Annotated in this window: 5 protein-coding genes; 3 read left to right on the forward strand and 2 right to left on the reverse strand. The window is 72.3% G+C overall.

The annotated features are described in order from the left end of the window. The first annotated feature begins 65 nt into the window (after positions 1 to 65). Positions 66 to 1,436: a glycoside hydrolase family 18 protein gene (locus ABZX65_RS32620; protein ID WP_355348326.1), complete on the forward strand. Its 1,371-nt coding sequence runs from the start codon at positions 66 to 68 to the stop codon at positions 1,434 to 1,436. Between the two features lie 148 nt (positions 1,437 to 1,584). Here ABZX65_RS32620 and ABZX65_RS32625 read toward each other — a convergent pair whose 3' ends face one another. Beyond that, the gene (locus ABZX65_RS32625) at positions 1,585 to 2,532 is read right to left on the reverse strand and encodes a GntR family transcriptional regulator (RefSeq protein WP_355348329.1); all 948 of its coding nucleotides are present in this window, start codon (positions 2,530 to 2,532) and stop codon (positions 1,585 to 1,587) included. Between the two features lie 473 nt (positions 2,533 to 3,005). On the opposite strand from ABZX65_RS32625, the gene ABZX65_RS32630 reads away from it, so the two are divergent. Both ABZX65_RS32630 and ABZX65_RS32635 read left to right on the forward strand, forming a co-directional pair. Beyond that, the gene (locus ABZX65_RS32630) at positions 3,006 to 5,072 is read left to right on the forward strand and encodes a hypothetical protein (protein ID WP_355348332.1); all 2,067 of its coding nucleotides are present in this window, start codon (positions 3,006 to 3,008) and stop codon (positions 5,070 to 5,072) included. An 88-nt stretch (positions 5,073 to 5,160) separates the two neighbouring features. Further along, positions 5,161 to 6,051 carry an RICIN domain-containing protein gene (locus ABZX65_RS32635; RefSeq protein ID WP_355348335.1) on the forward strand — a complete coding sequence of 297 codons (891 nt, stop codon included), beginning with the start codon at positions 5,161 to 5,163 and terminating at the stop codon, positions 6,049 to 6,051. A gap of 55 nt (positions 6,052 to 6,106) precedes the next feature. Here ABZX65_RS32635 and ABZX65_RS32640 read toward each other — a convergent pair whose 3' ends face one another. Then, positions 6,107 to 6,694, reverse strand: coding sequence for a hypothetical protein (locus tag ABZX65_RS32640; RefSeq protein WP_355348338.1), 588 nt, complete (start codon positions 6,692 to 6,694; stop codon positions 6,107 to 6,109). Positions 6,695 to 6,945 lie beyond the last annotated feature (251 nt).

A 6,945-nucleotide genomic window follows, 5' to 3' on the forward strand; every position in this document is an offset into this window, starting at 1 on the left:
GGGTTGTGAACGGGTTGTGCCGTCCCCCTTGACCCTTATTGGTCCAGACCAATACCTTCACGCGCATGCGTCGAAGAATTCTCGGCCGTATGGCCGCAACCGCAGCCACCCTCTCCCTGGTCGCCGTCCTGCCCGCCGTCACGGGCGGCTCCGCCGCCCAGGCGCACGGCCGTGACGACCACGGCTCCTCCGCCTCGTCGTACAAGAGCGTCGGCTACTTCACCCAGTGGGGCGTCTACGGACGCGACTACCAGGTGAAGAACGTCCAGACCTCGGGCACCGCGGCCAAACTCACCCACCTCAACTACGCGTTCGCCAACATCGGCGCCGACGGCAAGTGCTTCGAGGCCAACGTGGCCGGCGAGGGCGACGCCTGGGCCGACTACCAGCGCCCGCTCGACGCCGCCTCCTCGGTCGACGGCACCGCGGACACCGCCGAGCAGCCGCTGGCGGGCAACTTCAACCAGCTCCGCGAACTGAAGGCCGCCAACCCGAAGTTGAAGGTGATGATCTCGATCGGCGGCTGGGGCTGGTCGACGCACTTCTCCGACGCGGCCCGCACCGCCGCCTCGCGCAAGGCGCTCGTCGCGTCCTGCCTGGACATCTTCGTCAAGGGCAATCTGCCGCTGCTCGACGGCAAGGGCGGCCCCGGTTCGGCCGCCGGGCTCTTCGACGGCGTGGACATCGACTGGGAGTGGCCCGGCTCCTCCGGTGACGTCGACACCGTCTACCGGCCCGAGGACAAGCGGAACTTCACCGCGCTCGCGGCCGAATTCCGCGGCCAGCTCGACGCGTTGGGCCGCAAGGCGCACAAGCACTACGACCTGAGCGCCTTCCTGCCCGCCGCACCGGCCAAGATCGACGCGGGCTTCGAGGTCCGGAAGATCTTCAAGTACCTCGACTTCGGCACCGTCCAGGGCTACGACTTCCATGGCCCCTACGAGGCCACCACCAACCAGCAGTCCGCGCTCAAGGCCCCGCGCAACTCGCCCGTCCCGCACGACTTCAGCGACACCCAGGCGGTCGGTGACTGGCTCAAGCGCGGCGCACCCGCCCGGCAGCTCGTCCTCGGCGTGCCCTTCTACGGCCAGGGCTGGACCGGCGTCCCCGACGGCGGCACCGCGGGCCTCTTCCAGCCGTCCACCGGCCCCGCCCCCGCCACCTGGCAGGCGGGCAACGAGGACTACCACGCCCTCAAGGCCCTTGCCTCCTCCGGCACTTACACCGTCCACCGGGACGTGCGGAACGGCTTCGCCTGGCTCTACGACGGCACCAACTTCTGGACCTACGACGACCCGCAGGTCATCGCCCAGAAGACCGCCTACATCAAGCGGGCCCACCTGGGCGGCGCGATGGTCTGGTCCCTGGACGGCGACACGGCGGACGGCGAGCTGATCAACGCCGTTCACCAGGGTCTCGCCGCGCACCACCGGTGACCCGGACCCCCAAGTGGCCACGACCCCCAAGTGACCCCGCACCTCGGGTGACCCGGCTCCTCGGGTAATCCCGCCCCTCACGCCCGGTGCTCCCCAGCCCTCCCTCTCCGCGGGGGAGCACCGGGCCTCCCCACGCGCGGCGGATACGTCAGCCGCGCGCGGCGGAGGCGGCGGCCCGTTTGGCGGCCAGCTTGGCCGCCTGCATGTCGCCGACGACCTGCGTCACCATCCGGACGGACGCGGCGTCCAGCACATTGCCGAACTCGACCACCTCGACCCGCTCCTCGAAGCGCGCCTTCAACTGCGGCATGTCGCTGGGGATCACGACGAGGTCGAGGTCCCCGACATCCTCCCCCTCGTCCCCGTGCAGCACCCTGACGTTGCTGATCCCGGACTGCGTCAGGGAGTCCCGGATGCTGACGGCCTGGCCGTAGGTGGAGTAACAGATGCCCACCGTGCCGCTCCTGGCGGCGGAGGCGATCCGCACCAGCGTCTGCACATGCGGCGCGGCGACGATGGCGACCACCTCGGTCGGCTCCCCGCGCCACAGCCGCCGCACCTCGGCCAGATGGAAGAACGTGGTGAGGGCGAGGTCGTCGTGCTCCTCCTCGGGCGAGAAGTCCCCGAGCACCAGGGGCTTGACCTTGAGACCGAGGTGCAGGCCGAGTTCGCTCGCGAAGTAGCCGGCCCGGTCGGCGTTGCACTCCACGAACGCGACCTTGAGGACGTCGTCCTCGGCACGCAGGGCGAGGCTCGTCACGAGTGACTGGATCTCGACGGCGGACAGGCCGAGCGCGACGCACTCCCTGGCCGCCGCGTCCAGTACCGCCCACGCCCGGTCCCTGGCGGGCGAACTCGTACGCGCCAGGCCCGTACCGACCACGGTCGTCCCGCTGCGGCCCCGGCTCTCGACCAGGCCCAGCTCGCTCAACTCCGCGTACGCGCGGGCCACCGTGTTGCGGTTGATCTGGAGGTTGTCGGCCAGCAGCCGGGCGCTGGGAAGGGTCTGGCCGACCGCGAGATCGCCGGTCTCGATCATGAACGACACCTGGGTCACGATCTGCCGGTAGATGGGTACGTCCGAGTGACGACTCACCTGCACGTCGCTGTCCACCAGGTGCCCGGCCTTCCCCGTTGCGCATCTCAGCCAAACCACCTTATCCACGCGGGAGGCAGTCAAGCATGCCCCGTGCACTCTCTTGTCTTCGGCTTGAATTGGCCCAACCTGCTAGGCAGAAAGCACGTCAGGCCGTCCCGCCCCGGCGGAGATCGACAGCGCCCGCACCCCGCTTCGCCTGCGCAAATGCACTGCAACAGCACAACGGGACATATATCTCTGGCCGTCGCCCGTCCGCGTATCGATGGGTCTAACATCGACCCACCAGGGTAGGCAGTACCCCGCCGCCGAGTGACGGCCCCGGTCGCGCCGGCCTGTGGCGCCCACCCCCATCCGCGACGGGAGCGATCAGTGACCCTTCTCGTTCGAGCCCACGGCACCGGAGACCGGCGCGGGACCGGACGTCCCGGCGCCCGGGGGAACCGCACCCGCTCCCGAGGACTCATCAATAGATGATGCGCATATCCCCCACACCCCTGCCGGCCGACTCCCACGGGTACACGCTGGCGGCCCGCAGGAGAGCGGTGTTCACCGGCAGGACCGCGGAACTGCGGCTGCTGCGGGACCTGATGCTCAGCGACCGGCGCTCCTGCTTCGTGGTGTGGCTGCACGGCATGGGCGGCTTCGGCAAGAGCAGCCTGCTGCACCGGTTCGCCGACGAGGCCGAGGCGCACGGCAGGACGGTCCGCACCGTCGACATGCGCGCCACGGCCGCGACACCGGAGGCGTTCCTGGCCGCCCTCGACGCGCAAGGCCCGTCGCAGGAAGCCCAGTTGCTGCTCATCGACTCCGGTGAGGCCCTCGGGCCGCTGGAGCAGTGGCTGCGGGACGAGTTCCTGCCGCGGATGCCCTCGCACCTGTTCCTGGTGGTCGGCAGTCGGCGGCCCCCGTCGGCCGAGTGGCGGGCCGACGTGCAGTGGTGGCAGGCGCTGCGCAGTGTCGAACTGCGCGGCATGGACACCGCGGAGGCCACGAAGCTGCTGCGCAACCGGGACGTGCCGGAGGCGGACATCCCCGACATCGTGCGGGCCGCGCACGGCGTGCCGCTCGCCCTGGCGCTCTTCGCCGACGCGCGCGAACGCGCCACGGACTCCGTGGAGCCGCGCACCGCCTGGGAGTTGGCCGACTCCCCCGACCTGGTGGGCGAACTGCTGCACCTGCTGCTGCGCGAGAGTCTGTCGCCCGGTCAGGCGGAAGCGCTGCACGTCCTGGCGCTGGCCCGGGTCACCACCGAGGACCTGCTGCGGCACACGCTCGACGTGCCGTCAGCGGAGGCCGGAAAGCTCTGCGCCTGGCTGCGCGGACTCTCCTTCGTCCGCAGCACCGCCGAGGGCCTGGTCCCGCACGAGCTGGTCCGCGAGGCGCTCCTGGTCGAGCTGCGCTGGCGCGACCTGTCGGCGTACGAACGGCTCTTCACCCGGCTGCACGCGCATCTGGCAGAGCAACTGGCGTGCCGCACGGGCAGCCGCTGGGCGTTCGGCGCGGGCCTGGCCTATCTGGGGCGCTCCGGCCGCTTCCCGCGGGAGACGGTCGACTGGCGCGGTACGGACCGGCTGCGGCTGCGCACCGCCCGCCCGGAGGATCTGGACGAGGTGCTGGCCGCGATCGGCAAGGAGCACGGCGACGAGGCCGCCGCTCTGGCCCGGCAGTGGTGGGACCGGCAGCCGGGCGCCTTCTGCGTCGCCGAGGACGGCCGCCGCGGCGTCACCGCCGCCCTCGTCGCGCCCTGCCTGGACCCGGGGGCCACCGGGCTGCCCGACGACCCGACGGCGCGTGCCGCGCTGGAGTACACCGCCGGCCGCCGGCCGCTGCGGCGCGCCGAGCGGCTGCTGCTGGCGCGGTGGAGCACCGGCGGCGCCGCCGCCGCGGCCTTCGCGCTGACCACGCTGTGGGCGACCACACCGAACCTCGCGGTGAGCTGGACCTGCGCGGCCCCTGACCGGCCGGGCCTCGCCTCGCTGCTCGACCTGTACGGGCAGCAGCGGGTGGCACCGGCCGAAGGACCGTACGGCGAAGGGGCTTACGGCGAAAGGGCGTTGGCCTTCGTGCAGGACTGGCGCAGCGCGCCCTTCGACCGGTGGGCGGTGGATCTGCGGGTCCGGCTGCTGGCCGACGAGCCCGCGCCGGGCCCGGCGCCGGTGACCGTCACCGCGGAGGCCGCCATGCCGTGGCCGGAGTTCGCCGAAGCCGTCAAGCACGCCTACCGCAGCCTCCAGGACGCGCGGCAGCTCGCGGAGAGCTCGCTGCTCGGCACCCGGCTGGTGGCGCCGGACGGGGACGCGGCGGCGCTGCGCGAGGTGCTGACCGAGACGGTGGCGTACCTGCGCGCGCAGCCGGGACGACGGCAGTTGGGCAACGTCCTGGAGATCACGTATCTGAGCGGGCCGCGCAGCCAGCAGGCCGCCGCGAGCCGGGCGGGACTGTCCTTCAGCACCTACCGGCGCCGCCTGTCCACCGCGCTGGCGACGGCGGCGGAAGTGCTGCGCGAGCGCGAGCTGTACGGATCGGCGCCGCGGTGAGCCGCGCCCGTCCCGGCCGGCGTCAGCGGGCGGCGCGAACGCATCTGCGTACCCTGCCAGTTGGACCTTCCGCGAGTGGGGAGCGGCGTTGAGCGAGAGTGACCACGACGAGGCGAAGCGGCGGCAACGGGCGCGGTTCGTCGAGGCGTTGACGACGCACACCCGTCAGCCCGGCGAGCACTCGCGTGTGGGCAGCAGGGTCGCGGGCGCCGTGGCCGTACTGGCCCTCGTCGCGGGCGCCACGCTGGGCATGGGCGCCTGGCGCAGCCACCAGGCGGACGAGCACGACAAGAAGCGGGACCTGGCGGCCCAACGGACCGCCGCGTACAAGAACATCGCGCACTCCGCGTCGCCGTCGCCCACCCCGAAGCCGACGAAGACCGTGCCGAAGCGGACCGGGAAGCCCGTCCCGCACACCGCCTCGCCCAAGCCGCACAGGACCCCTTCCAGCACGCCGACGCCGAAGCGGACGGCCGGGTCGGGCGGCAAGGACCCGCGGGCGCTGACCGCGCACGACCGCAAGGTGCTGATCATGAACGCCTACAGCGGGATGTGCGTCGACATCCCCTACAACGGACCGGGCCAACTGGGCCTGGAGATCGACCAGTACCACTGCGACGGCACCGACCAGGACAACCAGTTCTGGAACATGACGGTCAAGCTCCCCGCGAGCGGCCCCGGCGGCACCGATCTCGTGCAGTTCTCCAACACGATGGACGGTCTGTGCATCGACCCGCCGGAGCGCGGGGCGCAGCCGTCGGGGACCGAGCTGTCCGAGGCGAACTGCACCGGGACGCTGGCGGACAACCAACTGTGGTGGCTCGCCCCGGCCGGGGGCGACAGCGTGTGGATACGCAACTACGCGAGCAACCATCTGTGCCTGCGCGTCGAGGGCGCCGACAAGAAGGCGCCCTCCGCCCGGCTCGTGATCGGCTCGTGCGGCACCGACGACGACAGCCGCTGGCGGCTGCTCGGCTGACCCGGACCGCCGGCGGACGGCCGACGCACGGCCGTCCCCTGCTCGTCGGCGCCCGTCAGACGGTGAACCGCACCGCGTCCAGCCAGCGCGTCTCGTCCAGCGTGCCGCCGAAGATGTAGTTGTCGGCGGTCTGCGGGGTGTCGCAGGCCATGCTGCCCCACGGTCCGCCGCGGCTGTACGTGTTCTGGCAGACGGTGCCCGTGGCCCTGCCGACGCTGATGCCGAAGCCAGAGATGTTGGGCGCGTCCTGCCTGGCCGCGCCGAGGGTCAGATCGGCGCCGTCCTCCACGGTGACCCACGACTTGTTCACCCACCCCTTCGCCTGGAAGTAGGCGTTGGCGGAGGTGCCCTTGGTGCCGGACACGGCGATCTGGATGGCTTTGATGCTCCGCGCGTCCACCTCGGAGCCCGCCACGGACCCGTCGCAGACGGCGAGTTGCCAGCCGAAGGTCGCCACGTAGACCCGGTAGCAGATGTGGCGGCCGGGTTCGCGCGCCGCCAGCCGGAGGACGGTGGCCGAGGCGGTCCTGTCGTCGCCGGGCATCTGCGGGCCGGGGCCGAGGTACGGGGTCGTCGCCTTCCTCGTCGGTGTCGCGGTCGGCCGGGCCGTCGGGCTCGGCGGCGCGGGCGGGCGCGGCGCCACGGCCTTGGTCCTGGCCTTGGGCTTCGTCGTGGGCTTGGCGGCGGGCGACGCCGAGGACTTCTGGGGCAGGGGGATGTGCGGGACGGTCGCGGGCGGGTCGGTGATCCGCCCGGCGGTGCTGGCCGCCGTCGTCAGATGGTCGTTCTTGTGCCCGGAGCCGCGGGGGGGGGGGGGGGGGCCCCCCCCCCCGGAGCGTTACACCCACACCGCCCCCCCCACCCCCGGGCCCGCGGGGAGGGTCGTGGCGGAGC

The sequence above is a fragment of the Streptomyces sp. NPDC003300 genome, from assembly GCF_040610915.1.
Taxonomy (GTDB): Bacteria; Actinomycetota; Actinomycetes; order Streptomycetales; family Streptomycetaceae; genus Actinacidiphila.

Coding starts and splice junctions, on each gene's coding strand:
- ABZX65_RS32620 (WP_355348326.1), top strand. CDS start 66: ATGCGTCGAAGAATTCTCGGCCGTATGGCCGCAACCGCAGCCACCCTC.
- ABZX65_RS32630 (WP_355348332.1), top strand. CDS start 3,006: ATGATGCGCATATCCCCCACACCCCTGCCGGCCGACTCCCACGGGTAC.